Source organism: Paraburkholderia sp. 40 (assembly GCF_050434105.1).
Taxonomy (GTDB): Bacteria; Pseudomonadota; Gammaproteobacteria; order Burkholderiales; family Burkholderiaceae; genus Paraburkholderia; species Paraburkholderia tuberum.
In genome coordinates, this window is record NZ_JBNPVY010000004.1 from 1,487,568 (window position 1) to 1,511,905 (window position 24,338).

The window sequence follows — 24,338 nt, forward strand, 5'->3', positions numbered from 1 at the left end:
CTTCGGGAAGCTGACTGGCTTCGCCCGCGGCACGAATTGCCAATGATCTGCCGTACAGCCTGAGTGGTCGGGCACTGGGTACGCGACGCGTGTCGCGCGGCGCTTTCGCACCCGCCAGATAGATCTGAACTGCGGAGCATCGCGCATGGCTGTGCGGTTCGGCGGCTGCAGGCAGTTTGGCAATGGCTGCGAAATCGGTCCTCCGGGTGCGAGAAACATCTTGGGTACCAGTCAATGCGGTTGAAGGCCCATAGTCCGTCCTCAAGGCTCCCGCTATCTCGACATTCCTACGCGTGACCCGATGTCGCAACTTGACTTCGGGCTCGGGACCGGTTGATCTTGCGCAAGGGCCACCCTGATTTGCGCGTCGACAATTCCCCGCATACATCAACAAGGGGAAAGCGATGAAGCTGATTAAGGCCGTCATGATCGTGGCAAGCCTGTGCGCTACCGGTTTGTTCGAAGTGCTGGCATACGCGGATGACGTAAGCGCGAACGGAAGCACGATGGCAGGCGAGGTGCGGGCGGATGGGATCCACGCCGGTGACGTGCTCGTGCGTCTGCGTGCCATCTCGATCGAGCCCGAAGTACACACCAGCGGCACGTTGTCGTCGCTCGGCGTGGGTGTCAATAACGCACTCGTGCCGGAGTTGGACCTGACCTATATGATCCGCGACGCGATCGGCATCGAGCTGATTCTCGCCACCTCGCGGCACCACGTGACGTCTGGCCTCGGCGATCTCGGTGGCGTGAACGTGCTGCCACCGACGCTGCTGCTGCAATATCACTTCAACCATGCTGGCATGATCCGACCGTATGTCGGCGCGGGGGTCAACTACACGTACTTCTACAACGACGGCCTGAGCGCGGGCTCCGAAGGTATCCAGGTATCACGCAGCAGCTTCGGTCCGGCGGTGCAGGCTGGCGTCGACGTGCAGATCACGAAGACCGTCTTTCTCAACGCGGATATCAAGAAGATCTGGATGCACACGGACGCCTCGGTCGGCGATAGTTCGTTGGGCCGGCTGGACATCGACCCACTGGTACTGGGAATAGGCGTCGGGATGAAGTTTTAGCGAGCGCAGCTAGTGTCCCTTTCCGTTGTTAAGTGCGCACGCTGCTCGGGCTGGGCGCCGATCCGGCTGTGCGTTATCAGGACGACTTCACTGCCATCGACACGGCGGCCAGCCTCGACTGCCTGCAACTGCTGCGTCAAACCTGAGAACCCCGGCAATGGCCCACCTCATCCAAAGGCCCGGCTGCTCCGGCAATGCGCGCCAGAAAGCCCTGCTGCGCATAGCCGGCCACACACTCGACGTGCGCAACCTATTGAGCTGGCTCTGGACCGCCGCACGCTGCGGGCCTTCATGGCGCCGCGGCCGGTCAGCGAGAGGTTCTACCGCGCGGCACGGCGCATCAAGTCGAGCGAAGTGGTGCCGGAAACGATCGACGCCAATGTCGCGCTGGCGCTGTTGCTGGCCGAGCCGCTGCTGATCCGTCGGCCGCTGATGCAATGCGACGAGCGCCGCATGGTCGGCTTCAATGCGGCCTTGGTGCACACCTGGATCGGGCTCGGCGCGCACGCACCGGCCCCGGACATGCCGCACGAAGGCTGCGCCGCAATGACAGACCACAGCTCGCACCAACGGGCGATCCGCTGCGCCCCATCCACCTGAAACGGAGATCTGATCACTATGCCCCTGTACGACTACCGCTGCGCGGCCTGCGGCCACGCATTCGAAACGCTGGTGCGCGCCGGCCACACGCCCGTCTGCCCGCAATGCGGCGGCACAGCGCTGGACAAGCAGGTCAGCGCGCCGGCCTCGCCCGGCAAGAGCCGCGCGATCATCTCCCGCGCGCGGCGTCAGGCGGCGCGCGAAGGGCACCTCAGCAACTATTCGCCGGCCGAGCGCCGCAAGCTGCTGCGCTGAGCCCAACGGGGAATCGCGCTGTCGATGTATATGAACCTCGAGGGCGCCTACGGGATGGCACTCAGTCTCACCGTCTTCATGGCCGGCACGCTGGATCAGGCCACCGCCGACAGCCTGCTGGAACGCGCGAAGGGCATCTGCCCGTATCTCGACGCGTGGCTTCGCAACATTGCGTCAGCACGGCCGCCCTCGCGCTCGCGCGCTTCGATGACCACGACGGATACGTCCTGCGCATGCAGTACGCGCGCCAGCGCGAGGCCGAGTTGCCTGCAGCAGAGTCGCGCCGGCGGCAACGTCGTAGGTCTTGCCCGAAGGCAGTACGGTCAATGTGGTCATGACGGCGATCTTGATAAAAGGCTACGGATAAAGAACGATGGATAGCGGCCACGCTTCACGCGGCCAGTGCGGGTTGCAAGGCATCCACCAACGCTTCGGCGAACCCGCCCAGCGGCATCGCGATGCACGTGATGCCCTGCTCTTCGAGAAAGCGCGCCTCCGTACGCGTCGGTTCGTCGGACAGCACGGCCCAGTGCATGTCGGAGGAGCGCTTCATGATCTGGCGCGCGAAACTGCGTGTGAGCTGGTCATCGAAACGGCAGCCCAGAAACAAAAAACTGCGACCGCTGCGCCACGCCTGCACGGCGGGCGGAATGGGCGTCTGGATATCGATCTCGGTCATGACTTCGACGAAGTCGCTGTCAGAGACCAGGTAGTTAGAGGCCGGCGCATGGCCGCCAATCGGCTTGTAGAGCAGCGCGCCCGAGGCCGGCACGTCATCCAGCAACGCGCCGTCTGCGCTATAGGCCGCGAACCAATGGCCGAAATGCTCGGCCTGCGACAGCCCCTGCAACTGCGCCCAGCCGCCCTGCGGCCGCGCCTGCGCCAGCGCGCAGGCGAAGGTGTCGTCGTACCAGCTGTCGACAACCAGCCCGGCGCCGATCGCAGCCAGCGCGCAATGCAGTGCCGACGGCGTCGGCGTCATGGCGAAGGCCTCATTCATGACGCTCACCAGCGACTTGCGATGCTTGAAGTTTTCGATGAACTGCGCCGCCTGGGTCAGCCGGGTGCGGATCTTGTGCAGCACGCTGACCTTGGCCGTGATGATTTCGGCGAGCGCGAGCGGCGTGGCAGGGACGGCCGTATCGGGGCACAGTGCGAGCAGCGCCGGTCCCAGGTACGGAATGACGCCGCCCGCACACAGGCGTTCGGCGATGGTCTGGACTGAAACGGTCATGGAGTGCGCCTCACAGATAAATGGCGGCGCCAGCGCCCACGTTGGTCGCGGTGTCTTTCAGCGTCTTGACGATGTACTTGACCTGGTCGGTGTCGAGCAGCGTGTGCAGCGGCAGCGCCAGCGCGCGATCGCCGATGCGCTCGGTGTCGGGCAACAGGCCGCTCTTGCGGCCGATCGCATCGCCCGCGTTCATGTAGTGGAACTGCTGATGCAGCGGATGGCTGTAGGCCACCGTCTCAATGCCGCAAGATTTCATGTCGTCGATCATTTGGGCGCGCGCGCTCTGCGTGAAACGCTTGCCCAAATGCACAACATAGAGCATCCAGTGCACTTCTTCGACGTCCTCGGCCACGTAGGCCGGCTTGATCCCTTCGAAGCTTTGCATCTCTTCGTGATACCAGGTCTCGACCTGCTTTCGCTGCGCGAGGCGCGTGTCGAGTTCGGCCAGTTGCGCGAGACCGAGCGCGGCGGTCAGATCACTGATGCCCGCCTGCAGCGGCACCCGCGAGCCGACCGAGACGGACGCGCGGTCCGTGACGCGCCGCTCGCGCAGATAGCGCAGTTCATGGACGAGTTCGTCATCGTCGGTGACGAGCATGCCGCCCGCTCCTGTGCACAGCGCGGACGGGCTGGAGAAGTCGAACACTGATACGTCGCCGAAACAGCCGACGTTGCGGCCCCGGTAGCGCGAGCCCAACGCCTCAGTACTGTCTTCGATCAGCCGCAAGCGCTGCGCGTCGGCCAGTTCGCGCAGCAGCGCCCACGCGGCCGGGTGGCCGTTGGTATTGCCGGCGAGGATGGCGCGCGTGCGAGGGCCGATCTTCTGCGCGGCTTTCTCGGCGCTCAGACAACCGCTCCAGTAGTCGATGTCGGCGAACACCGGCACGGCTCCCACCAGCGTGATCGCCTGCGCCACCTGATGCCAGGTGTGCGACGCGCAGACCACCTCGTCTCCCGGGCCGATCCCCGTCGCGCGCAACGCAATCCAGGTGGCGAGCGTGCCGCTCGCCACCGCGACCGCATACTCCCGGCCAACCCAGCCCGCAAACGCGCGCTCGAACGAATCAAGCATCGGCCCGTCGCTCCAACGCGAGGATTGCAGCACCGCGTTGACGAGATCGATCTCGCGCGCCGCGCAAGCCGGTTCGCTCAACGCGATCTCATCGATTTCCATGCGCCTTGTCCTCAGTCAGGATCAACGCATCGGCCTCTTCAGGCCGCTGCGTGATGGTCCTGTAATACCCGGCCGATATCGCGAAATAGATACTGCGCACACCGAACCGGAGCGCTGCTGTCTCGTCGCGCATCACCGTTGCGCTGACATGCATTGTGCGCACCTCGGGATAACGTTCGTGCCATTGCGCGGCAGCGTCGCGTAGCGTCGGTGCCGTGCGGAGCAGGTCCGCCGCGAAGTCCAATTGCTCGGCGTTGAGGCTCATCTCACTCCTCCACGCCAGCAATGCGCCGCGCTTCGACCGTGATGGGCAGTGGCGTATCGTCGGCCATCGCGGGCAATTCGAGTTGCCAGCCGTTCGCGAGCGTGACGAGACCGCCCCACATCCCGGGCTGCGCCATCGCGACAATGGGCTCTTCCAGGTCCTTCTTTGGCACGTAGGCGCTCAGCGCGCCCTTGCTGTCCTTGCGGATCATGACTTTCATGGTTGCGGACTCCGGAGATTGATGACAGGTTCAAACCAGGTTCAAGCGGGATGCGCTGCTTCCTCCAGCAGTGGACGAAGCAAACGCCGCGTGCAGCCAGCCCACGCGCCAGCTTCAGGTGCGCTGCATGTTCGATCGCGCTGATACGCCACGGTGCCGGCCCTCCGGCGCCGCCGCGTGCAGCCCGCACACGGCCAGGTGATTGGCTTCGGTGGCGCCGCTGGTGAAGATCAACTCTGCGGGCTTGCAACCGAGCGCTCGCGCGAGCGTCGCGCGGGCCGCAGCGAGCGTGCCCTTCGCCTGCTGCCCGACGGCATGCTGCGACGACGCGTTGCCCCACACATCCGTCAGGATGGACAGCATCGCCTGCCACGGCGGAGGCTGGCGGCATGGTCGTGTTGTGGTCGGGATAGATCGTCGCCCGGCTCCGTTAGTTTGCTTCACGGCCAGAACACGCATTCGCGATCGATGCACAGCGTGTCCAGCAGCTCGGCCAGATCGGTGCTCTCATGCTGGAGCATCCATCGGTGCGACGCATGATCGCGCGCGCTCAGGTGCCACATACCGTCTTCATCGCGCGTGAGCCAGGCTATGTCGATCAGCCCGCCATTCGCGTCGACATTGCGGGAGCAGCACGGGCTCTCGACACGGAACCCCTGCCCATCGCGCAGCACGCGCGGCAGCACATAGCGGTAGCGGGTACGCTCGCGCAACGCTTGCTCGATCTGGCGCTGGGTCAGGTCGAACGGGTGGCCCGCGCGCAAACCGTCGCGCGGCGCCGCCGCTTCTGGCGCGCTCGCCTGAACCGTCATGACATGGCTCCTTCTTCGGGTAGCAGGCCGGCGGGTGCGGGCGCAATTTCATACTCCGTGCATCCGACGACACAGTTGCCGAACTCCACCAGATAGACCGGCTCGCCGCTCTCAACCACCTGGCCGACGTTGACGATTTCGCCGACCGTACCCGCCTCGGCCAGACAATCGTCCTGGCCGCGCTCCGGAAAGCTGCCGTCGTTGCACAGGTCATCCAGCGCGATCACGCGCATGCCCCACTGATAAGCAGGCTGAACCGGTTCGATACTCATGCTGACGGCTCCTGCGGATGCGACGTTTCCGGCTGGACCCGCGTGCCGATCTTGTGCAGCGCTTCCGCCCGCTCGCCCAAGCCTTGCAGCACGTCGTCCGGCAGGTTGTCGAGCGTGCATAGCTCTTTCGCGCGCATGCCGACACGGTGGCCGCTCTCGACGAAATACACCGCGTAGATATAGAACTGCTGAAGGAAGGTGTCGATGCTGGTGACGTAGCCAATCTCGCCCTTGTTCACCAGCACTTCGCCGATGTCCTTGCCGTTGTAGGTGCCGTCGTTGCGGATCACCGCGCGTGCGATCACGCGCTCGCCGTAGTTGAAACGCGGGGGAAACGCGACCTCGATCAGGTCGTCGTCGCGGTTGATGTCAGCCATGCTTCACTCCTGCTGATCGTTGCGTCTGTCCGGTGGTCATCACGTTAGCGACCTCGCCCGACTGCCGGCGCTGCCGCGCGAGCGCGCGCACCTCTTCGTCCGCGTCATCCAGCAGCGACGCCACGATTTCGCCAGCGGCGCGCCGCGCGACTTCCCAGCGCACTCGCCAATCGGGATCGAACGCGAGGCGCGATAGCAGCGTCGCGGGCAGACGCTCGGCGACGATGCGGCGTACCTCGACCTTGCTGTCGTCGGCAATACGCAGCAACGCGGGCATCTCAAGACGCTCGGCCAGTCGCATCCGGACTACGCGATCAGGGTCGCCGATCATCTGCGGCAGCAGCGCGAGCGGCAGACGCTGCGCCACCCATTCGCGCACGCCGTAGTCGGAATCGCCCCGCATGCCGACCAATGCAGCAGGCGACAGGCGCTGCGCCACGCGAATCCGCACCTCGCGATGCGGATCGTGGATCAGGCGCGCCAGTTGCGCCTGCGGCAATCGCAACGCGAGCTGCAGCCGGACCATCTCGTCCGGGTCGCCGAGCAATGCCGGCACACAAAACACACCGGCGTGACTCTCTGGCCCGCAACCGTGCTCCGCCGGCAACTCGCGGAACCGCACGTACCCGCAGCCGGCGCAGTCGAGCGGGCCGCCCTGCCAGTGGCGCGGTGCAATGTCGCCGCCTGGTACGCGCACGTTCTGTACGCTCATGGTTGCGTCCCCGTCCAGCCGCGCGTCGGATACGCACTCAGCGCATCCATTGCATCGTCGGACCCGACGCCGGTCTCATGACGATCCAAGACCTGCGAAAGCAGCGCGCCCCCCACCCGGTCTTCGGGATCGAGCCGGCGCAATTCGCGCAGTAGCATGCGCGCTTCTTCAAAGTCGCCGAGACGCATGTTGAGGTACGCGAGGCCCTTCAGCGTGAACAGATAAAAACGCGCGGCCGCGTCATAACGCGTGGTCACGATCGCGGCCGCAAGCGGTTCGTCGCCGAAATCTGAGCCCAGCGCGGTGCGGGCGACCGCCAGCGCGTCTTCGCCGATCGCACGTGCCTGCGCCAATTGATGGCCGTAGAAGTAAAAGCGGTACAGCGCGATCAACGGCACCGGATGGCGCGGCGCGGCGGCGCGGGCGCGTTGCAACAGCGCGAGCGCCTCGTCGGGGCGCTCGCGCAACCGACCCGCCTCGGCGATCAATGCATTGACGCCTGACGGCAAGCCGCCGCCAATCGCGCTCTGCGCAAACGCGGTCATTGCGTCGTCGAGGGCACGGTCGCCTGACTCCATCGCCATCGCTCCTCTTCAGGAGATCTGACGCGGCAGCGGCGGCCGCCCGCGGCCAATCGCGCTGACATCGATGGTCGCCACGCTCGGCGGCGCCGACTCCGCACTGCTGCTGCAACCACAAGCGACCTGGTTCGGATTGGAGAAGATAAAGCCGGACTGAGTTGGCGTGTCGGCGAAATCGATCGTTATGCCTTCGAGCATCAGCCGGCTCTCAGCCGGCAGGAATACGCGCAGGCCGTTGATGTCGAGTTCCTGTTCGCCTGGTTGCAGCGCCGGCTCGGCGGTGAATTCCGCGGTATAGCCGGAACAGCCGCCGGCGCTCACCACAAGACGAAAGCCGGCGCCAGCCGGCAGGCCCGAAAAGCGCACGATACGACGCATGAACTTCTCGGCGGCGCTCGTAACAGTTACGTTGGACAGCATGATGCGTAGTCTCCTGATGGATGAATGGCCGGCCCGGCCACGAGCCAGACTCAAACCTGAACGATGCAGCCGTCCACGGGACACACGGCGACGCACTGCGGGTCGTCGTAGTGGCCTTCGCATTCGGTGCATTTCTTGGGGTCGATCGCGAACACGCCGCCTTTCTCGCTGATCGCGACATTGGGGCATTCGGGTTCGCAGGCCGAGCATCCCGTACAGGTGGACGCAATTATCTTCAGAGGCATGGAGGCTCTCCTGTTGTCCTGTCTGGAAGGGTGTGGGGTGTCACGCCGCTGAGGCTGACGAGGTGTAAGCACCCTGGCGGATCGAAGCATCGCCGCGGTCCCGGTGCACGATGGCGCCGCTGGCGATGCGACTGCGATAGTCGTTGAACCAAGCAAGCACCGCTTTTTCGATAAATTCGCCGACGTACTGATCGACCGGCTCGATGCCCGCTTGCGCCAGTTCGTCTTTCGGGCAGGCGCCGATCTTCGCGACCAGCACCGCGTGGCAGTCGTGGAGCGCGCGCACGACCGACGGTAGTTGCTCGTCGTCGCCGTAACCGCCCAGGCAATACAGGTCCACCCGGCGATGGCCGACGAACAGCGCTTCGGCTGCCGAGACCTCGAAGATCTGAAACTCCGTGACGTGCCCGAAGTGCTCGTTGACCCGGCCGCCGCCCTTCGTTGCGACCGCGACCAGCGCCTTCATGCCGTCGGCGATGCCGATCTCGCGAGAGACAGCCAGCGCTTCCTGCTTCGCGTCGTGCTGCGCCTGACGCTCGGCTTCGACGCGCTTCTGGTATTCACGGCGGCGGTCGAGGTCGTAGACCACTTCCATCTGCTCGATCTTGTCGAGCGTGAAATCCTCGCTGCGGTCCTCGCCCAGCAGGCCAACCGCATCCGCGCGGCACTGGCGGCAATGACGCATCAGGTTGGCGCCCGCCCATGCAGGCGTCCTGCACGGCCTTGAGTTCCTGCGCAGTCGGTCCGCGCTGGCCGCTCAGGCCAAAGTGAGTGCCGTGCTCGGGCTCCGAGATCAGCGGCATGATGTTATGCAGGAACGCGCCGCGTTTCTTGACGTCGCGGTTGACCTCGATCAGGTGCTCCTCGTTGATGCCGGGAATCAGCACCGAGTTGATCTTGGTCAGCACGCCGCGTGCGGTGAGCATCTCGAGACCCTTCATCTGCCGGTCATGAAGGATGCGGGCTGCTTCGTAACCGGTCACGCGCTTGTGCTTCCAGAAAATCCACGGATAGATTTTCTCGCCCACCGCCGGGTCGACCATGTTGATGGTGATTGTCACGTGGTCGATGTTGTACTTGCAGATTTCGTCCACGAGGTCGGGCAACGCCAAGCCATTGGTCGACAGGCACAGCTTGATGTCCGGCGCCTGTTCCTGCAGCATCCGAAACGTCTCGAAGGTCTTCTTGGGGCTCGCCAGCGAATCACCGGGACCGGCGATGCCAAGCACCGTCATCTGTGGAATCTCGCTTGCGACCGCCACGACCTTCTTCACTGCCTGTTGCGGCGTTAGCTTCTGAGAGACCACGCCGGGACGCGACTCGTTCGCGCAGTCGTATTTGCGGTTGCAGTAGTTGCACTGGACGTTGCAAGCCGGCGCCACCGCCACATGCATGCGCGCATAGTGATGATGGGCTTCTTCCGAGTAGCATGGGTGATTCTTGACCTTCTCCCAGATGTCCGGCGGCATGTCGTCGAGACTACCCGACGCGCCGCAGCTGGCCTTACCCTCGCCACCGTGCGTGCCGCAGCCGCCACCGGTGGACGGGTCTTCGATCTTCACGCCGAGCGGTTTAATCTGCCCGATGCTGATATAGGCCGCTGCGGGCAAGTCGCTCGCATTTGAACTCGCTTGCATGGATATCTCCTCGCAACCAACGGCGGCCGCGCGCAAGCCATAGAGCCAGATCCATGCCACTCGACAAGAACGCCAGGAATCAACGAGTTAGGATATATTTCGCAGTTCTGTTTGATCCCGGCGCGCGACGTATCCCTACAATTTCGTTGCGTCGTGTCGGTGTTGCGACAAATCTCACACGACCCGGACAGCATGTTCTGAACCAGCGAGGCCTGAAACGACGGCGAGATATCGCCGATCTCGTCAAGGAACAGCCTACCGCCGTGCGCCAGTTCGAAGCAGCGCTTACTTGGCCCCTCCGCGCCGGTGAACGCACCGTTCTCGTGGCCGAACAGCTCGCTTTCCCGCAGGCACTCAATCAACGCCGCGCAATTGCCCCGACGAACGACTCGCTGCTGTCTGGACCGCGCCACCCATGCAAACAGGAGCGCCGGTTCATCGTTCACGTTGGGCACGATCACCCCAATGCCGCTCCTTCACGCGCGGCCGACGGTGCCTTCGCCGGGCCGGAACTGAAGACGCTACTGCTCGTCACACGAAAGACCCGTAGCGCTCAGGCCGCGCAGTTGCCCGTCCGGTTCGGCCAGCACCACAAAGGCGCGCCGCCACTCCATCGTCTGCACAAAATAGTTCAGGGACTCGCGGAAGGCTTTCGCCACATCGAGCGACGAAACCAGCGTCTTGCTCACCTCGTAGTTGCCGTCCAGCGCTTGCCGGGCAACGCTTGCCTGAATGTTCACCATTGACTTCCCCTTCGTGCGCTGAGCGCTTTCGATGTACCAGCGCAAGGCGCACGATCGACGCAAAGACACAGCGTTTGAAGTAAGCGCATTTCTACGCGAGCCATCGCGCATGGCAATCCCGCGCGCGTAACGACAAATCCGACAAAAAGAACGGCGGCAATCCTCACTCGTCGGGCGCATCGACACAAAAACAACAGCGAAACAACAGCGGCCCAACTGAAAGAGGCCACTAGAGCGTGAAAATCCACTGGCATGGAAGTTGCCCTGAAGGTCGCATTACCCCGCTTTCAGGAGCCTGCGATGTCGGATTTCCAACGCGTCAGTACCGGCCTCCATCCGCGCGGCGCCAACCCGGTCCCTCTGGATCATGCCGCCACCACGCCGGTCGATCCGCGCGTGATCAGACGCATGCTGCCTTACCTGACCATATGTACGGCAATCCTGCCAGCCGTTCGCATGCCTATGACTGGGTCGGCGAAGAAGCGGTGGAACTGGCCCGCGAGCAGGTCAGCTCGCTCGTCAACGCGGACCCGCACGCGATTGTCTGGACCTCCGGAGCGACGGAATCGAACAACCTCGCGATCAAGGGTGCCGCGCACCTTCATCGCGCCAAAGGCAATCCCCTGGCGACGCTCACGACCGAGCACCAGTCGGTGCTCGGCGCGATGCTCGAACTTGATCGCGATGGCTTCGAGGTCACAGTGTTGCCGGTGCAAGAAAGCGGTCTCGTGGACCTCGCCGTGTTCGAAGCAGCGCTCCAGCCGGGCGCCGTGCTTGCGTCGGTGATGTTCGTCAACAACAAGACGGGCGTGATCCAGGACATCGCCGCAATCGGCGCGCCCCGCCGCGCCCGGGGCATCCTGCCGCTCGTGGATACCGCGCAGGCCGCCGGCAAGGTGCCGATCGATCTCGCCGCTTTGCCAGTCGATCTGATGTCGTTCTCGGCTCACAAGATGGACGGCCCCAAAGGCATTGGCGCGCTGTATGTGGGGCTCCGGCCGCGCATGCGGATCGCGTGCCGAATGCACGGCGGCGTCCACGAGCGCGGCATGCGTTCGGGGACGTTGTGCACGCATCAGATCGTCGAGGAACTGCCATTGCCGCCGGTCGAGATCCAATGCTCGGTTCTCGCCGAGGACGCGATCAAGGCGGCCGTGTCTGACTTTCGCTCGCGCCAGACGATTCGAGGCGCAGCAGCCGACGACCTGTAACTCGCCGAGCAACCGACCTGCTCGTCTAACCCGAAGTGAGTCCATTCAAGCCTGAGAGGAACCTCCATGGAAACGCTCACCCAACCGGCTTCCGCCACACCCGGCGTCACGCCCGGCCTACTCGAATTCACGCCTCAGGCCGCTGCGAAAGTGGCCTCGTTGATCGAGGAAGAAGGCAATCCCAACCTGAAGCTGCGGCTGTACGTGTCCGGCGGCGGCTGTTCGGGCTTGCAGTACGGCTTCGCGTTCGACGACCAGGTGGCGGACGACGACATGCAGATCGTCACGGACGGCGTCACGCTGCTAGTCGATTCGATGAGCCAGCAATACCTGCCCGGCGCGCGCATCGACTACGAAGACGGCCTGGAAGGTTCGCGCTTCGTCATTCACAACCCCAATGCGCAGAGCACCTGTGGCTGCGGCAGTTCGTTTTCCGTGTGAGGCAATCATGAAAATCTCACTGACTGGCGCCTCTCGACGACGAGGAGAACAACCAGTTCGACAATGCGTGGGGCCTTGACGTGCAATCGCGTCTCGCGGGCTGCGTGAAGCTGCGCGACGCCGACCTGACGATCGAACTGCCGCCACATACGCGCGACCTCGCGCGTGAGCGTTGAGGGCATGCGTCCTTAGCGCTGTGCGGCCTCTTCAAGCGCCGTAGCGGTCATCGCCGCGAGCGCATAGCCGCGCTGATAGCCGCCGCCTGTGTTTATCTTCCCGGATCGCCGTTCCTATGGATAGCCAATCCTTACAGCGTTTGCATCGCGCCGACCGCGTCCGCACGTCCTGGCTGACCACGCCCATCGCATCGCGCATCGCTTTCTGCAGCGCCGTGTTCATCACTACACCTGGCTGTTCGAAACAGGACATTCGCGACAGGTCTTCGTTGGAACCGCTTCATCACAGCGCAAGCGAACACCGGAAAGCCCCGCGGCAAGCGGCTATTCGCACTAACCGTGCATGGCGCAGTACTTGCGAACCGTATGATCAAATGCCTAAAGGACAACTTCCCGTGTCGAATCCGATCATCAACGACACCACACTGCGCGACGGCGAACAGACCGCTGGCGTCGCATTCACGGTTGCCGAAAAATGCGCGATTGCCGAGGCGCTCTCAAGCGCCGGCGTATCCGAACTGGAGATCGGTATCCCCGCGATGGGTGCCGAGGAAATCGATTGCATCCAGACCATCGTCGCGCTGAATCTCGACGCCGATCTGATGGTGTGGGGCCGCCTCACCGACGCGGACCTGGCGTCGGCCTTGTGCTGCAATCCCGACATCATTCACCTGTCGATTCCCGTGTCCGATATTCACCTTCAACACAAATTGCGCCAGCCGCGCTCGTGGGTGCTCGCGCAGGTGAATCGCGTGATCAGCGCCGCCGTCAAAAGCGGCCGCAAGGTTTCGCTGGGCGCGGAGGATGCCTCGCGCGCGGACCCCTCGTTCCTTGCCGACGTGGCGCGGCACGCGCAACAGTGCGGTGCGCAACGCATCCGCTTTGCGGACACGCTCGGCATCCTCGATCCTTTTTCGACCTATGAAGCGATTGCGCGATTGCACGACGCGGTCGATCTGGAAATCGAAATCCACGCGCGCAACGACCTCGGGCTCGCGACCGCGAACACCCTTGCCGCACTGCGCGCCGGCGCAACCCACTCCAGCACCACTGTCAATGGTCTCGGCGAACGCGCCGGAAATGCCGCGCTGGAGGAGATCGTGATGGGCGTGCGCCATATCATGGGTCGCAACACCGGCGTCGACACGACCGCGCTGTTGAGCATCTCGCGGCTTGTCGAACGGGCTTCAGGACGCCCGGTCGCGCTGAACAAAAGCATTGTCGGCGCCAGCGTATTCAGGCCCGAGTCCGGCATCCACACAGACGGGCTCGCGAAGAATGCATCGACCTGCGAGAGCTTCGATCCTGCCGAACTCGGTCGCGAACGCTCGGTCGTGCTCGGCAAGCATTCGGGTTCGCAAAGCGTGCGCCGGGCTTATGACGCGCTCGGCCTGGCCGTCAGTGAAAAGCTGCTCGTGCTGCTGCTGACCCGTATCCGCCACCATGCCACCCAGCACAAGCAAACGCCCAGCGCCGCCGACCTGTATCGCTTCCTGATCGAGTTGCGCTACACCGTCGGAGAATTGTCATGAGCGGCGTTGTAGTCGGCTTCACGAAGTGCGTCGCGCGACCCGAACAGTCGGGCACGACGACGCCGTGTGCCACCAGCGGCGCCTGCGACAAGTACTTCGCCGAGCCGACGCTCTGTCCATACCTATCCTCATCCGCTTGCAAGGAGTAAACGCGATGGAAAGCTTTGTCCAGCAACTCAAGGCGCTGTCCTCAGCCGAGGACTTCCTGCAGTTCTTCGGCATTCCGTTCGACCAGAAGGTCGTCAACGTGAGTCGACTGCACATCCTCAAGCGCTTCTTTCAGTACATCCAGCAACAGGACGCGCTGCCGGAAGGCGACGAACCCGCCCTGTTCGCGTCATATCACGCGCTGCTGCTGAAGGCTTACGGCGACTTCGTCACCTCCACGCCGGCGCAGGAAAAAGTGTTCAGGGTGTTCCGGGACACAAATGGGAGGCAGCACGTTTCAGTCGACAGTCTGCGCGCGTCGCTGCCCGCGCGCACCCTTGCCTGACAGGTGGAGCAAGACCATGCACATCGTTAAGACCATGCACATTGTCGTCTGCATCAAGCAGGTCCCGGACTCGACGCAGATCCGCGTTCATCCGGTCACCAACACGATCATGCGCCAGGGTGTTCCGGCGATCGTCAACCCCTATGACCTGTTTTCACTCGAAGAGGCGCTGCGACTGAAGGACCGCTTCGGCGGCAAGGTCACGTTGCTTTGCATGGGCCCGCCGCAGGCCGAGGAAGCGCTGCGCAAGTGCATCAGCTTCGGCGCGGACGACGCCGTGCTGCTCACCGACCGTGCATTCGCTGGCGCGGATACGCTCGCTACGTCGTACGCGCTAGCAGCGGGTATCCAGCAGATCGCGAAGGAGCAAGCGGTTGACGTCGTGTTCACTGGCAAGCAGACGATCGACGGCGACACCGCGCAAGTCGGCCCCGGTATCGCCAAACGCCTCGGGCTGCAACTGCTGACCTACGTGTCGCGCATCGTCGAGACCGTTCTCGATGCGCGCACGATCACCGTCGAGCGACGCGCCGAGGGCGGCGTGCAGGTGCTCAGGACTGCGCTGCCGTGCCTGATCACAATGCTGGAGAACACCAACGAACTGCGTTTTGCGACGCTGCCCGCGATGATTCATGCGGCCGGCTATCCGGTGCACAAATGGAACTGCGAACAGGCCGGCATCGAAGACCTCAGCAAGATCGGGCTGAAGGGCTCGCCGACAGCGGTCAGAAAAGTCTTTGGACCGACGCCGCGCAGCGAGAAAGCGGAGATGCTCGACCTCGACGCATCGAGTCTGTGCGACGTGTCGGTGAACCTGCTGCAAAAGATCTTCACGCGCCATCCAACCCTGGAAGCTGACCTGCTGATGAAGGAGGGGTCATGAACGCACCCGCCGCCCCCGCGAAGAAACCCGCCGGCCGTGCGGGACGCAACCTCGAACTGCCGGAACACCTGAAGGCCTACAAAGGCGTCTGGGTCTTTATCGAGCACGACCGTGGACACGTGCACAGCGTCTCGTGGGAACTGCTCGGTGAAGCGCGCAAATTGGCCGACACGCTCGGCAGCCGAGTGGGCATCGCGGTGCTCGGCGGCGCGAATGAACCGCTCGAACAGTTCGCCGCAGAAGCCTTCACTTACGGCGCGGACGATGCGTACATCGTCCACGACCCGGTCTTGCAAGGCTATCGCAACGAGCCGTTCACGAAAGGGCTGACCGACCTCGTCAACCGGCATCAGCCTGAGATCCTGCTGCTGGGCGCGACGTCGATGGGCCGCGACCTCGCCGGCTCCGTAGCGACGACCCTGCTGACCGGGCTGACCGCCGATTGCACCGAACTCAACATCGATCCCGCGTCGCGGGCGCTGGCGGCGACGCGCCCCACCTTCGGCGGCTCGCTGTTGTGCACGATCATGACGCTCGCGTACCGTCCGCAGATGGCGACGGTGCGCCCGCGCGTGATGCCGATGCCGCTGCGCGACGCCGAACGCACCGGCAACATCGTCCATGGAACGCTGGGGATGATCGAGACGGACATCGTCACGAGGCTGCTCGACTTTATCCCGGATGCGAGCAGCAACCGGATCAACCTGCCCTATGCCGATGTGATCGTGAGCGGCGGCAAGGGGTTGAAGAGCCCTGAGAACTTCCAGTTGGCGTTCGAACTGGCGAACGTGCTCGGCGGCGAAGTGGGTGCGACCCGGCCATGCGTGCAGGCCGGCTGGGTCGAGGGGGAGCGCCAGGTGGGACAGACCGGCAAGACGGTGCGGCCCAAGCTCTACATCGCCGCCGGCATATCCGGCGCGATCCAGCACCGCGTGGGCATGGAAAGCGCAGACGTGATCGTGGCGATCAACACCGACCCGAACGCACCCATCTTCGATTTCGCACACTACGGGATTGTCGGCAATGCGTTGCAAGTGTTGCCCGCGCTGAAGCAGGCTTTTGTGGAGCATTTGACCCGGCGCCGCAAGCAGGCTGCCTGAGGAGAATCACGATGAGAAAACCTTCACAGTTCGATGTGATTGTGGTCGGCGCCGGTCCGTCCGGCAACGCTGCCGCTTACACGATGGCCAAGGCAGGTCTGGAAGTGCTGCAGATCGAGCGGGGCGAATATCCGGGCAGCAAAAACGTTCAGGGTGCGATCCTGTACGCGAAGGCGCTCGAAGAGATCATCCCGGACTTCCGCGACGACGCGCCGCTGGAGCGCCACATCATCGAGCAGCGGATGTGGATGCTCGACGATACGTCGTTTGTCGGTACACATGTGCGCAGCGAGGATTACAACAAGCCGCCCTATAACCGCTATACGATCATCCGCGCGCAGTTCGACAAGTGGTTTTCATCGAAAGTGCGCGAAGCCGGCGCACTGCTGCTCTGCGAGACCACGGTGAAGGAACTGATCATGGACGGCGACGTGGTGGTCGGCGTGCGGTGCGATCGCGAGCACGGCGATGTCTATGCCGACGTGGTGGTGCTCGCCGACGGCGTGAATTCGACGCTCGCGCGCAAGGCGGGCTTTCATGGAGAGATCGGGGCCGGCAACGTTGCGCTCGCCGTCAAGGAGATTCTCTTCATGCCAGAGGAGACGATCCGCCAGCGCTTCAACGTCGGCGAGGACGACGGCGTCGTGATCGAGATGGTCGGCAGGATCACCGACGGCATGATGGGCACTGGCTTCCTCTATACCAACAAGGAATCGCTCACCATAGGCGTGGGCTGCATGCTGAGCGACTTCAAGAAAAACCCCAACCGCACGAGCCCCTACGTGCTCCTCGAAAAGATGAAGCAGCACCCGTCGATCGCACCGCTGATTGCGGGCGGCGAGATGAAGGAGTATTGCGCGCATCTGATTCCCGAAGGCGGTTTTCACGCAATCCCGCAGGTCTACGGCAACGGCTGGATGATCGTTGGCGATTCAGGCGGTTTCGTGAACGCCGCTCACCGAGAAGGATCGAATCTTGCGATGACCACGGGACGCCTCGCCGCCGAAACGGTGATCCACGCGAAAGCCGCGGGCCAAGGCTACCGCGCCGGCACGCTCAAGGCCTACAAGGCCGCGCTCGATCAGAGCTTCGTGATGAAAGACCTGCACAAGTACCGCGACATGCCGGCCGTGCTGCACCAGAATCCGCAGTTCTTCACGACCTACCCCGACCTCATGGCGCGCGCCGCGCGCACGATGATCACGGTCGACGGTAAGGACAAGAAAAGCAAGGAGCGCGAGATTTTTTCGAGCTTCCGCACAGCCCGTTCGCTTTCCGGCATCGTGGGTGACGCCTACAAACTCCTGAGGGCCTTCCGATGAGCACCCTACCCGTCAACGTAGAGGAAAAGCTGTTCCAGAACCGTTATCGCGTCGATGCAGGACGGCCGCACGTCCACATCAAGGATGCCGACGTCTGCCAGAGCGAATGCAGCGCGAAGAGTTGCACCTTCGTCTGCCCGGCCTCGTGCTACAAGGCCGAAGGCAACGGCGCGGTGACGCTGATCACCGACGGCTGCCTCGAATGCGGCAGTTGCCGCATCCTCTGTACCGACCACCAGAATATCGAGTGGGACTACCCGCGCGGTGGTCACGGCATCCTGTTCAAGTTCGGTTGAGGAACATCGTCATTGCCAGACCAGAACGACATGTGTTTGCTTGCACCGAGAACCGGCCGCCGCCGCATCCGCGGGGCGCCGGGCGGCAAGGGCTCGACCGCGCTGCTGAAGGCCTTCTGGGCGGAACAGCAGAAACGCTAGGCGCCCGATACCGTCGCGATCACGTATTCGGGCTGCCTCGGCTCGTGCGATCAGGGCGCGCACGTGCTCGTCTATCCCGACGCGGTGCTCTACAGCGGCGTGACGATGGCCGACGCGGAGAAAATCTTCACGCGTCACCTCGAAGGCGGCGAACCGGTGCAGCGCCTCATCCCTGCGGAGACGGTGTGGTGAACCTGCTGTCCGGGGTCGAGTCGACCGAACTGTTCGGCGGCGAGGTGTCGGCCGCCATGCGGCGCCTCATCGAAGGCCTGCACGGCGCGCCGGCCGAGCAGATCGTCGCGGTCCTGTGGAGCGTCACGCTGACCTCTCCGCAAAGCCTTGCCGCCTACTATCTGCTCTACAAGTTCCATGCCGGACGCTGCGAACTCGATGAGGCAGAGCACGCGGCCCATCTGGGACTAATAGCATCTGCGCATGCCGCCGGGTTGAATGAGAACTGGCAGATGGTACAAGCCGGCGACGCGAACTTCCACGCGCCCGGTCCTGCCTGCTTCTGGCTGTTCACGCTAAAGGCGCTCGCCTTCATCGGCCTGCGGCGCGGCGAACGCGAAACCGCCACACAGTTGATCGCACAACTACGGCAACTCGATCCGGCGGATCACCTCGGCTTCGGCGCTGCAACGGTCCGTCTGAGGAGACACACGATGTCCAAACAGCCCGCCATCGCATCGTTGGCCGACGACAATCTGGCAGCCGGCGGCGTGGCAGCAGTCGACCGTGCGCTGAGCGCGACATGGCCAACGAACCGGCGATGACAGCGCCGCGTTCGCACCACCTTAGTCGAGATACGGACCGCCCCCTAAGGTCGGACGTGCTGTTCTCGACGCTTACCGAATTAGCGCCGACACGGGGGCCGCTTCCGATCGTGATCGTGCCAAGGTCCGCCAAATCCAGATTTGACTTGTCCGAGCCATTCGCCTCAGTCGCGATGTCGCGGCCCCGACACGCCGCAAGTCCGACAGTCCTTTCAGAGACGCTTGATCTCGACACCGTATTTCCTCAGCGCGTAGCCAATCTGGCGCGGCGTCAGTCCAAGCAGCCGCGCCGCCTTTGCCTGCACCCAGCCGGATCTTTCCATGGCGGCGATGAGACGCTCGCGGTTGGTCATCTTCGCATCACTTCCGAGGACTGCGCCGCAAGCCGCTAACGGAGCCCGCTCGCTGCCGACAGGCTGGACCGCAGCAACCGCGCCCGACGTCGCAGCCTCAGCCCGCGGCGTAGCGGGCTTCACGGGCACTGGTACGATTGGCCCGGGCTGCAGCGCCATTTCGTCCGATCGGCTCTTCCACAGCATCGCGGACAGGCACTGGCCGTGGCAGCAGGCAAAGTCGTTTCTCACGATCGCTGGTCCCGGCGCCAGGGTCGCGCTCCGCTGCACGCAATTCTCGAGCTCGCGGACATTGCCGGGAAAACCGCAGTTCATCAATACTTCAATCGCGCTCGCATCGAAGGTCAGCGTACGGCCGTTCTCGCTGTTGAAATTCTTGAGAAACTCAACGGCGAGGAGCGGAATATCACTGCGCCTTTCACGCAACGGCGGCAACAGCAAGGGAACCACGCTGATGCGATAATAAAGGTCGGCGCGGAACTCGTTCCTTGCCACCGCCTCTTCCAGGTTTTTATTCGTGGCGGCAATCACGCGAACATCGACCTTAATGGTCTGGTTGCTGCCGACGCGCTCGAATTCTTGCTCCTGCAGGACGCGCAGCAGCTTTGCCTGGAACGAGGCCGAGATCTCGCCGATCTCGTCCAAAAAGAGCGTCCCCTTGTCGGCGAGCTCGAAGCGCCCCTTGCGCGAATTGAAGGCGCTGGTAAAGGCACCCTTCTCATGACCGAACAATTCGGATTCCAGCACCGTCTCATGGAGCGCCGCGCAATTGAGCTTGATGAAGGGCCGCTTGGCGCGCGGCGACAGCTCGTGAACGGCCTTGGCGACCAGCTCCTTCCCGGTACCGGATTCGCCGCGCAACAGAACTGTGCTGTTCGATTCGGCTACCACCGCGATCTTCGCGAGCAGCCCGCGCAGCGCCGGGCTGTCGCCAATGATCCCCTCGATCTGAAACTTCTTACGCTCCCCTGCAGGGTGCTTGAGCTCGGACAATGGCTTTTGCAGCCCGTCCTTCCCCGCCATCAGTCGCTCGCGGTCGCTCTTGAAAAAGCGATGCAGCTTCACCGTCTGCCCCACCAGGTTGGCGACCATGGTAAGCAGCGGCACGTCGTAATCGAGCCGGAAGTTCGACCCATAGTCCAGGATGCGGTCGATGGTCAGCGTGCCTACGACTTTCGCGTCGATGCGAATAGGGACGCCAATGAACGACACTCGCACGTTGTCGGAGGCACCGAGCACGCCCATGTCGGCGGCACTGAAGCCCGAATGCACCGCTATGTTCTCGGCGACGAGCGGCCTGTCCGACGCCATGATCTGGTCGATTGCCTTCTGCGGCAGGCGCATCCGGTAGTGCTCATCGCTGCCTTCGCTCCAGTCCGCGCCAACGGTAATGTCCGGTACGCCATCATCGTCGAAGAGAGAGACGATACCGAGCCGCATCTGAACAAACGATTGCAGGAGATCAATGACGTTGGCCAACGTGACTTCGAGCCGGTAGGGGGCGGTGAGTACCTTCGATATTTCGAAGATGCCGGTAAGCACGCTCTCGTGCCACTGCACAATAGGGACCGCGTGGTCCGTCTCGGACTTTGAGCTAGGCCTTTCGCGTACGGAAGCGATATGCAGCATGACGACGTCCCCGTTGTGGGGACCGTGCTCCCCGTCACCTTGTTCGGATTTGCGGGCATTGTGTTGCATATCATCCTCGATCTAGCGCCCAATTTCACGGGCTGACTTCAAAAGATAATGCCTTTTCATGGAAGGACGGTGAAACTGTAGTGCCTTGATTTACTTATTTTCTGCGTTTGCGATCTCGCTGTGTGGATTCCGTTAGGAACGCGAGTTCCATTGATGTCGCTCAAATCAACTGCGATTTGTCTACTCCAGGTGCAGCCGATTACAGGTGTCGTCCATCATTGATTGCTGCCTCGGTGCCCGTGAGATAACTCGCCGCATCCGAGCATAGGACGAAGATGATCTATCTTTGTGACCTCTTCGGGCGTGCCCACCCGGCGCAGCGGGATATTTGGCACAAGAAGCGCTTCCGTGTCGGGCGACAAAATGTCCGTCTTGAACTGGCCGAGGACGTATGGAAACTGTTTTCAGATCGTCAGATCCGAGCCTATCGGTCCGATTAATCTGGTTTGATAAGTCATGGCTGCGTTAGCGTAACGTTTCAAGTGCAAAAAAAAGCCCCTCCGGGCTCTAGGTGCCAGCCATCCTCACTACCTCTATTGTTTTGGCAACCCCAAGTATCTTCACGACGCGCTTCAGGTTGGTAGGCCAACACCTGTAGACTCATTTCGGTGCTGACCCGTCCGAGCGTTCGGGTCAGGAAGTGTGTGGCCCCCAATCCAGTGCTTCAGCGTGCCGAAGACATGTTCGACAGTGCTTCTGCGGATGGTCATTGCATCAGGCTTGCGCTCTAGCCGACGCTGCATTGCCTCAAGTATATGCTCATGTTCCCATCGTCGAATGCCCCGGTAGTCGCTGGGTGACATCGTTCCTTGAGCGGGCAACGCGGGCAGGCGGTAAGCGCCTCGCGTCGGCCGTTCGTGATGTGTCGCGCGCATGTGGCACGCTATCGGTAACGCGTTGATCGATACCTCGCGGATACCGGCAGGAGACGTTGCGGCGATCAGGTTGTCGCTGACGGCGGAGTGGATTGCGTGGGCAACTTGCCGACCATGTTCCAGGGCAGCAGTTCGTCGATGCGACTGATTTTGTGGTCCGCGATGTGAGTCAGGATGTATTCCAGATATGCACGGGGGTTGATGTCATTCAGTTTGCACGAGCCGATCAGACCGTACATGGCAGCGGCCCGTTCGCCTCCACTGTCGGAGCCTGCAAACAGGAAGTTTTTCCTCCCCAGACTTACACAGCGCAGAGCGTTTTCGGCGAGAGCGTTGCTGATCTCAATACGACCGTCTTCGCAGTACAGAACGAGTGCGTTCCATTGATTGAGCGAGTAGCGTATCGCCTTGGCCAACTCGGATTTTGCCGACAGGGTCGCGATCTTGTCCGTCATCCACGCCTTGATGGTCGCGAGCACCGCGAGGCTTCTCTCCTGCCGTACGCGCAATCGTTCGGCGGCGGGCTCGCCCCGGATATCAGCCTCAATGTCGTAGAGTTCGCCGATCAGCTCGAGTACGTGCCTTGTCGACTCAGTCGGCGTGCGGACATGAACGTCGTATATGTACCGTCTCGCGTGATCCCAGCAAGCCGCCTCACGAATCTTGCCGCCTGCATACAGCTCGTCGAAACCACCGTAGGCGTCGGCCTGCAGGACGCCCTTGAATCCGGCCAGATGAGTCTGCGGATGTATCCCCTTTCGGTCGGGCGAGTAGGCAAACCAGACTGCGGCCGGGTCCGTCGAGCCCGAACGGCTGTCGTCGCGAACGTACACCCACAGGCGACCCGTGCGCGTCTTTTTGTTGCCCGGTGCAAGCACCGGGATCGGCGTGTCGTCCGCGTGCAGCTTGAACGTTGCCATCGTGTAGACGCGCAGCGCTTCGGTCAACGGCTCGCACAAAGCCTCGCACTGGCCGACCCAGCGCCCCATGCTGGCGGGGTCGAGCTTAACGCCGTCACGCGCGGCAATTGCCGACTGCCGGTACAGCGGTTGATGATCAGCGAACTTCGAAACGAGGATGTCAGCAAGCAGGCCCGGATGCGCGATGCTGCGCTCAATTGGCAAGCCCGGCATCGGCGGCTGCGAGATGTGATTGCAGCAGGTGCAGACCGCCTTGCGGCGGATCGTGCGAATCACCTTGAACATGGCGGCGACACGGGCAAGCTGCTCGGACACGTCCTCGCCGAGTGGCCGCATGGTGTTGCCGCAGTTCGGGCAGCTCGGATCGGGTTCGAGCACGCGCTCTTCACGCGGCAGATGGGGCGGCAACGCCTCCTTCGAGGCTGCTGCGCCGGCGGGCACACTTGTGCCCGATGTGCGGTCGCGGCGAACATCCGCGACACCGCGCCCACCGCTCAGCTCATCCAGTTCCGTTTCGAGCCGCTCGATCTGCCGGTCCAGCTGCTCGGACTTGCGGCCAAACTGCACCCGTTTGAGTTTGTCGATCTGGGCCTTGAGCTGTTCGATCTCGATATCGCGCTCGGCAAGCTGGGCACGAGCCTCCAGCAGCAAGGCCTTAAGCGCATCGACGTCATCCGGAAGACGGGCATCATCGGTCATGCGCCGGAGTTTACGCGTGCCCCGAAGCGTTTACAACACCGATAGCGCCGCGGTTCGACGCGGCTGCCGCCAGTCAATGCCCTCGAGTAGCATCGAGAGTTGTGCCTGTGTCAGATGGACCTTACCGCCGTCGGCCTGCGGCCAGACAAACCGCCCTCGCTCAAGCCGCTTCGCCAGGAGCCATAGCCCGTCCTCCGTGGCCCACAGGATTTTGATGAGGTCACCGCGCCTGCCCCGGAAGATGAAGACGTTCCCGTCGAACGGATTCTCCTCCAGTGCAGTTTGCACCTTCGCCGCCAGGCCCTGAAATCCGGAACGCATGTCGGTGACGCCAGCCGCAATCCAGATGCGGGTGCCCGCCGGCAGCCCGATCATCGGGACAGTTCTCGTACCAGTAACCGCAGCATATCAGGCGACACGTTGCCGCGGATGCGCAGGCGTGCACGGTCAAATTCGATCTCGCAGACGTTCTCCGACACAGCCTCGCGCATGGACATCGATGTCTCGGTTTCGGCGACAACGCTCACCGGAAGAAACGGTGCAACGTCAACCTCTGACTGCTGTTGCACATGCGCCGGATGTGGTGCTCCGAATACGCCTTGAAGATATTGGCGACGCCATCTGAACAGCAGGTTGGTGTTAATGTCGTTGCGACGCGCGACCAGCGATACGGAAGCTCCCGGTTCGAAGGTCTGTTCGACCAGCTGTCGCTTGAATTCGCGCGGAAAGTTCGGGCGCCTACCGGGCGCTTCGTTCTTGCCATCTACTATGTCGGCCACTTTGGTTCCCGCCAAAAAAT

The 24,338-nt window shown here is 63.0% G+C and carries 30 protein-coding genes and 5 pseudogenes; 16 read left to right on the forward strand and 19 right to left on the reverse strand.

From position 1 onward, the window contains the following. Positions 1-404 precede the first annotated feature (404 nt). From OKW28_RS28390 to OKW28_RS28405, 4 genes are all read left to right on the forward strand, one after another. Positions 405-1,076, forward strand: a complete 672-nt coding sequence (locus OKW28_RS28390) for an OmpW/AlkL family protein (protein WP_429450601.1) — start codon at positions 405-407, stop codon at positions 1,074-1,076. Between the two features lie 291 nt (positions 1,077-1,367). Then, the gene (locus tag OKW28_RS28395) at positions 1,368-1,676 is read left to right on the forward strand and encodes an ArsC/Spx/MgsR family protein (RefSeq protein ID WP_429450603.1); all 309 of its coding nucleotides are present in this window, start codon (positions 1,368-1,370) and stop codon (positions 1,674-1,676) included. A gap of 18 nt (positions 1,677-1,694) precedes the next feature. Further along, positions 1,695-1,931, forward strand: a complete 237-nt coding sequence (locus OKW28_RS28400) for an FmdB family zinc ribbon protein (RefSeq protein ID WP_090811320.1) — start codon at positions 1,695-1,697, stop codon at positions 1,929-1,931. Positions 1,932-1,961: 30 nt separating this feature from the next. Then, positions 1,962-2,312, forward strand: coding sequence for a hypothetical protein (locus OKW28_RS28405; protein ID WP_429450604.1), 351 nt, complete (start codon positions 1,962-1,964; stop codon positions 2,310-2,312). A gap of 10 nt (positions 2,313-2,322) precedes the next feature. Here OKW28_RS28405 and OKW28_RS28410 read toward each other — a convergent pair whose 3' ends face one another. The 14 genes and pseudogenes from OKW28_RS28410 to OKW28_RS28475 form a co-directional block, all read right to left on the reverse strand. Further along, positions 2,323-3,165, reverse strand: coding sequence for an SIR2 family NAD-dependent protein deacylase (locus OKW28_RS28410; RefSeq protein ID WP_429450605.1), 843 nt, complete (start codon positions 3,163-3,165; stop codon positions 2,323-2,325). A 10-nt stretch (positions 3,166-3,175) separates the two neighbouring features. Beyond that, the gene (locus tag OKW28_RS28415; protein WP_429450607.1) at positions 3,176-4,339 is read right to left on the reverse strand and encodes a DegT/DnrJ/EryC1/StrS family aminotransferase; all 1,164 of its coding nucleotides are present in this window, start codon (positions 4,337-4,339) and stop codon (positions 3,176-3,178) included. Continuing rightward, positions 4,326-4,604: a hypothetical protein gene (locus OKW28_RS28420; RefSeq protein WP_187613728.1), complete on the reverse strand. Its 279-nt coding sequence runs from the start codon at positions 4,602-4,604 to the stop codon at positions 4,326-4,328. Before OKW28_RS28420 ends, OKW28_RS28415 begins: the two co-directional genes overlap by 14 nt. 1 nt (position 4,605) lies before the next feature. Then, on the reverse strand, positions 4,606-4,824 hold the full coding sequence (gene nifT, locus OKW28_RS28425) for a putative nitrogen fixation protein NifT (protein ID WP_007177241.1): 219 nt from the start codon (positions 4,822-4,824) through the stop codon (positions 4,606-4,608). 114 nt (positions 4,825-4,938) lie between these two features. Beyond that, entirely contained in the window at positions 4,939-5,187 is a 249-nt protein-coding gene (locus tag OKW28_RS28430) for an aminotransferase class V-fold PLP-dependent enzyme (protein ID WP_429450609.1), read from the reverse strand. A 77-nt stretch (positions 5,188-5,264) separates the two neighbouring features. Next, on the reverse strand, positions 5,265-5,636 hold the full coding sequence (locus OKW28_RS28435) for a hypothetical protein (protein ID WP_429450611.1): 372 nt from the start codon (positions 5,634-5,636) through the stop codon (positions 5,265-5,267). Then, on the reverse strand, positions 5,633-5,908 hold the full coding sequence (locus OKW28_RS28440; protein ID WP_429450612.1) for a nitrogen fixation protein NifZ: 276 nt from the start codon (positions 5,906-5,908) through the stop codon (positions 5,633-5,635). The genes OKW28_RS28435 and OKW28_RS28440 overlap by 4 nt, the downstream gene beginning before the upstream one ends. After that, entirely contained in the window at positions 5,905-6,285 is a 381-nt protein-coding gene (locus tag OKW28_RS28445) for a nitrogen fixation protein NifZ (protein WP_429450614.1), read from the reverse strand. The genes OKW28_RS28440 and OKW28_RS28445 overlap by 4 nt, the downstream gene beginning before the upstream one ends. Further along, positions 6,278-6,997, reverse strand: a complete 720-nt coding sequence (locus tag OKW28_RS28450; RefSeq protein WP_429450616.1) for a 4Fe4S-binding leucine-rich repeat protein — start codon at positions 6,995-6,997, stop codon at positions 6,278-6,280. Before OKW28_RS28450 ends, OKW28_RS28445 begins: the two co-directional genes overlap by 8 nt. Beyond that, entirely contained in the window at positions 6,994-7,575 is a 582-nt protein-coding gene (locus tag OKW28_RS28455; protein ID WP_429450618.1) for a hypothetical protein, read from the reverse strand. The genes OKW28_RS28450 and OKW28_RS28455 overlap by 4 nt, the downstream gene beginning before the upstream one ends. Before the next feature lie 15 nt (positions 7,576-7,590). Then, entirely contained in the window at positions 7,591-7,998 is a 408-nt protein-coding gene (locus OKW28_RS28460) for a HesB/IscA family protein (protein WP_429450620.1), read from the reverse strand. A 50-nt stretch (positions 7,999-8,048) separates the two neighbouring features. Next, positions 8,049-8,243: a 4Fe-4S binding protein gene (locus tag OKW28_RS28465; protein WP_429450621.1), complete on the reverse strand. Its 195-nt coding sequence runs from the start codon at positions 8,241-8,243 to the stop codon at positions 8,049-8,051. A 40-nt stretch (positions 8,244-8,283) separates the two neighbouring features. After that, positions 8,284-9,880: pseudogene (gene nifB / locus OKW28_RS28470) on the reverse strand (nitrogenase cofactor biosynthesis protein NifB). Then, positions 9,802-10,623, reverse strand: a pseudogene (locus OKW28_RS28475) (sigma 54-interacting transcriptional regulator). Before OKW28_RS28475 ends, nifB begins: the two co-directional pseudogenes overlap by 79 nt. 300 nt (positions 10,624-10,923) lie before the next feature. Here OKW28_RS28475 and OKW28_RS28480 point away from each other — a divergent pair. From OKW28_RS28480 to OKW28_RS28535, 12 genes and pseudogenes are all read left to right on the forward strand, one after another. Next, positions 10,924-11,708: pseudogene (locus tag OKW28_RS28480) on the forward strand (aminotransferase class V-fold PLP-dependent enzyme); the annotation flags it as partial. Between the two features lie 12 nt (positions 11,709-11,720). Then, positions 11,721-11,834 carry an iron-sulfur cluster assembly scaffold protein gene (locus tag OKW28_RS28485; protein WP_429454482.1) on the forward strand — a complete coding sequence of 38 codons (114 nt, stop codon included), beginning with the start codon at positions 11,721-11,723 and terminating at the stop codon, positions 11,832-11,834. Positions 11,835-11,900: 66 nt separating this feature from the next. Continuing rightward, the gene (gene erpA, locus OKW28_RS28490; RefSeq protein ID WP_429450623.1) at positions 11,901-12,275 is read left to right on the forward strand and encodes an iron-sulfur cluster insertion protein ErpA; all 375 of its coding nucleotides are present in this window, start codon (positions 11,901-11,903) and stop codon (positions 12,273-12,275) included. Between the two features lie 23 nt (positions 12,276-12,298). Beyond that, positions 12,299-12,451, forward strand: a pseudogene (locus tag OKW28_RS28495) (2Fe-2S ferredoxin); the annotation flags it as partial. A 395-nt stretch (positions 12,452-12,846) separates the two neighbouring features. Then, the gene (gene nifV / locus OKW28_RS28500; protein WP_429450625.1) at positions 12,847-13,983 is read left to right on the forward strand and encodes a homocitrate synthase; all 1,137 of its coding nucleotides are present in this window, start codon (positions 12,847-12,849) and stop codon (positions 13,981-13,983) included. Between the two features lie 154 nt (positions 13,984-14,137). Next, a complete protein-coding gene (gene nifW / locus OKW28_RS28505; RefSeq protein WP_429450627.1) occupies positions 14,138-14,476 on the forward strand; it encodes a nitrogenase stabilizing/protective protein NifW in 339 nt (112 codons plus the stop codon). 34 nt (positions 14,477-14,510) lie between these two features. After that, positions 14,511-15,359 (forward strand): electron transfer flavoprotein subunit beta/FixA family protein, encoded by an 849-nt coding sequence (locus tag OKW28_RS28510; protein ID WP_429454484.1) that lies wholly within the window; start codon positions 14,511-14,513, stop codon positions 15,357-15,359. Continuing rightward, the gene (locus OKW28_RS28515) at positions 15,356-16,459 is read left to right on the forward strand and encodes an electron transfer flavoprotein subunit alpha/FixB family protein (RefSeq protein WP_429450629.1); all 1,104 of its coding nucleotides are present in this window, start codon (positions 15,356-15,358) and stop codon (positions 16,457-16,459) included. Before OKW28_RS28510 ends, OKW28_RS28515 begins: the two co-directional genes overlap by 4 nt. Before the next feature lie 11 nt (positions 16,460-16,470). Then, positions 16,471-17,781 carry an FAD-dependent monooxygenase gene (locus tag OKW28_RS28520; protein ID WP_429450631.1) on the forward strand — a complete coding sequence of 437 codons (1,311 nt, stop codon included), beginning with the start codon at positions 16,471-16,473 and terminating at the stop codon, positions 17,779-17,781. Beyond that, a complete protein-coding gene (locus OKW28_RS28525) occupies positions 17,778-18,077 on the forward strand; it encodes a ferredoxin family protein (protein ID WP_018423212.1) in 300 nt (99 codons plus the stop codon). Before OKW28_RS28520 ends, OKW28_RS28525 begins: the two co-directional genes overlap by 4 nt. A 204-nt stretch (positions 18,078-18,281) precedes the next feature. Then, positions 18,282-18,410, forward strand: coding sequence for a ferredoxin (locus tag OKW28_RS28530; RefSeq protein WP_429450633.1), 129 nt, complete (start codon positions 18,282-18,284; stop codon positions 18,408-18,410). Then, positions 18,404-18,994, forward strand: a complete 591-nt coding sequence (locus OKW28_RS28535) for a hypothetical protein (protein WP_429450635.1) — start codon at positions 18,404-18,406, stop codon at positions 18,992-18,994. Before OKW28_RS28530 ends, OKW28_RS28535 begins: the two co-directional genes overlap by 7 nt. A 212-nt stretch (positions 18,995-19,206) precedes the next feature. Here the strand turns inward: OKW28_RS28535 and nifA are convergent, their stop codons facing one another. From nifA to tnpA, 5 genes and pseudogenes are all read right to left on the reverse strand, one after another. Then, complete coding sequence (gene nifA, locus OKW28_RS28540) at positions 19,207-21,045, reverse strand: nif-specific transcriptional activator NifA (protein WP_429450637.1); 1,839 nt, start codon at positions 21,043-21,045, stop codon at positions 19,207-19,209. 507 nt (positions 21,046-21,552) lie between these two features. Next, positions 21,553-21,880: pseudogene (locus tag OKW28_RS28545) on the reverse strand (transposase); the annotation flags it as partial. 105 nt (positions 21,881-21,985) lie between these two features. Next, positions 21,986-23,539: an IS66 family transposase gene (gene tnpC / locus OKW28_RS28550; RefSeq protein ID WP_429444456.1), complete on the reverse strand. Its 1,554-nt coding sequence runs from the start codon at positions 23,537-23,539 to the stop codon at positions 21,986-21,988. A gap of 30 nt (positions 23,540-23,569) precedes the next feature. Then, positions 23,570-23,914 carry an IS66 family insertion sequence element accessory protein TnpB gene (gene tnpB / locus OKW28_RS28555; protein WP_429444458.1) on the reverse strand — a complete coding sequence of 115 codons (345 nt, stop codon included), beginning with the start codon at positions 23,912-23,914 and terminating at the stop codon, positions 23,570-23,572. Further along, positions 23,911-24,318 carry an IS66-like element accessory protein TnpA gene (gene tnpA / locus OKW28_RS28560; protein ID WP_429444462.1) on the reverse strand — a complete coding sequence of 136 codons (408 nt, stop codon included), beginning with the start codon at positions 24,316-24,318 and terminating at the stop codon, positions 23,911-23,913. The genes tnpB and tnpA overlap by 4 nt, the downstream gene beginning before the upstream one ends. Positions 24,319-24,338: the final 20 nt, after the last annotated feature.

Bases quoted from the DNA above. Each gene is read 5' to 3' on its own strand.
- OKW28_RS28435 (WP_429450611.1), bottom strand. From the start codon at position 5,636: ATGACGGTTCAGGCGAGCGCGCCAGAAGCGGCGGCGCCGCGCGACGGT.
- OKW28_RS28460 (WP_429450620.1), bottom strand. From the start codon at position 7,998: ATGCTGTCCAACGTAACTGTTACGAGCGCCGCCGAGAAGTTCATGCGT.
- OKW28_RS28515 (WP_429450629.1), top strand. From the start codon at position 15,356: ATGAACGCACCCGCCGCCCCCGCGAAGAAACCCGCCGGCCGTGCGGGA.
- OKW28_RS28405 (WP_429450604.1), top strand. From the start codon at position 1,962: ATGAACCTCGAGGGCGCCTACGGGATGGCACTCAGTCTCACCGTCTTC.
- OKW28_RS28430 (WP_429450609.1), bottom strand. From the start codon at position 5,187: ATGCTGTCCATCCTGACGGATGTGTGGGGCAACGCGTCGTCGCAGCAT.
- OKW28_RS28445 (WP_429450614.1), bottom strand. From the start codon at position 6,285: ATGGCTGACATCAACCGCGACGACGACCTGATCGAGGTCGCGTTTCCC.
- nifT (WP_007177241.1), bottom strand. From the start codon at position 4,824: ATGAAAGTCATGATCCGCAAGGACAGCAAGGGCGCGCTGAGCGCCTAC.
- OKW28_RS28450 (WP_429450616.1), bottom strand. From the start codon at position 6,997: ATGAGCGTACAGAACGTGCGCGTACCAGGCGGCGACATTGCACCGCGC.
- OKW28_RS28415 (WP_429450607.1), bottom strand. From the start codon at position 4,339: ATGGAAATCGATGAGATCGCGTTGAGCGAACCGGCTTGCGCGGCGCGC.
- OKW28_RS28510 (WP_429454484.1), top strand. From the start codon at position 14,511: ATGCACATTGTCGTCTGCATCAAGCAGGTCCCGGACTCGACGCAGATC.
- OKW28_RS28440 (WP_429450612.1), bottom strand. From the start codon at position 5,908: ATGAGTATCGAACCGGTTCAGCCTGCTTATCAGTGGGGCATGCGCGTG.
- nifA (WP_429450637.1), bottom strand. From the start codon at position 21,045: ATGCAACACAATGCCCGCAAATCCGAACAAGGTGACGGGGAGCACGGT.
- OKW28_RS28520 (WP_429450631.1), top strand. From the start codon at position 16,471: ATGAGAAAACCTTCACAGTTCGATGTGATTGTGGTCGGCGCCGGTCCG.
- OKW28_RS28420 (WP_187613728.1), bottom strand. From the start codon at position 4,604: ATGAGCCTCAACGCCGAGCAATTGGACTTCGCGGCGGACCTGCTCCGC.
- OKW28_RS28455 (WP_429450618.1), bottom strand. From the start codon at position 7,575: ATGGAGTCAGGCGACCGTGCCCTCGACGACGCAATGACCGCGTTTGCG.
- OKW28_RS28525 (WP_018423212.1), top strand. From the start codon at position 17,778: ATGAGCACCCTACCCGTCAACGTAGAGGAAAAGCTGTTCCAGAACCGT.
- OKW28_RS28400 (WP_090811320.1), top strand. From the start codon at position 1,695: ATGCCCCTGTACGACTACCGCTGCGCGGCCTGCGGCCACGCATTCGAA.
- nifW (WP_429450627.1), top strand. From the start codon at position 14,138: ATGGAAAGCTTTGTCCAGCAACTCAAGGCGCTGTCCTCAGCCGAGGAC.
- erpA (WP_429450623.1), top strand. From the start codon at position 11,901: ATGGAAACGCTCACCCAACCGGCTTCCGCCACACCCGGCGTCACGCCC.
- OKW28_RS28410 (WP_429450605.1), bottom strand. From the start codon at position 3,165: ATGACCGTTTCAGTCCAGACCATCGCCGAACGCCTGTGTGCGGGCGGC.
- OKW28_RS28395 (WP_429450603.1), top strand. From the start codon at position 1,368: ATGGCGCCGCGGCCGGTCAGCGAGAGGTTCTACCGCGCGGCACGGCGC.
- OKW28_RS28390 (WP_429450601.1), top strand. From the start codon at position 405: ATGAAGCTGATTAAGGCCGTCATGATCGTGGCAAGCCTGTGCGCTACC.
- tnpC (WP_429444456.1), bottom strand. From the start codon at position 23,539: ATGACCGATGATGCCCGTCTTCCGGATGACGTCGATGCGCTTAAGGCC.
- tnpB (WP_429444458.1), bottom strand. From the start codon at position 23,914: ATGATCGGGCTGCCGGCGGGCACCCGCATCTGGATTGCGGCTGGCGTC.
- OKW28_RS28465 (WP_429450621.1), bottom strand. From the start codon at position 8,243: ATGCCTCTGAAGATAATTGCGTCCACCTGTACGGGATGCTCGGCCTGC.